The organism is Burkholderia sp. LMU1-1-1.1 (assembly GCF_040675865.1).
Lineage (GTDB): Bacteria > Pseudomonadota > Gammaproteobacteria > Burkholderiales > Burkholderiaceae_D > Rugamonas.
Genome location: NZ_JBEGHG010000065.1, coordinates 1 through 264 on the forward strand (window position 1 = coordinate 1; position 264 = coordinate 264).

1 rRNA gene is annotated in these 264 nt (G+C 53.0%); it reads right to left on the reverse strand.

Annotated elements, in window-relative coordinates:
* Positions 1-264: ribosomal RNA gene (locus MRBLMU1_RS32750) — 23S ribosomal RNA — on the reverse strand; the annotation flags it as partial.

Below are 264 nucleotides of genomic sequence, written 5' to 3' on the forward strand. Positions count from 1 at the left end.
GTTCCTTCTCCCGAGTTCTCTCAAGCGCCTTAGAATACTCATCTCGCCCACCTGTGTCGGTTTGCGGTACGGTCTCGTATGACTGAAGCTTAGAGGCTTTTCTTGGAACCACTTCCGATTGCTTCGAGACCTAAGTCTCTCGTCCCACTCCCTTGAATTACGCGCCCGGATTTGCCTAAGCGCCTTCTATGAAGCAGCAACCAACTATTCCAACAGTTGGACAACCTTCCGCGATCCGTCCCCCCATCGCATCATACGACGGTG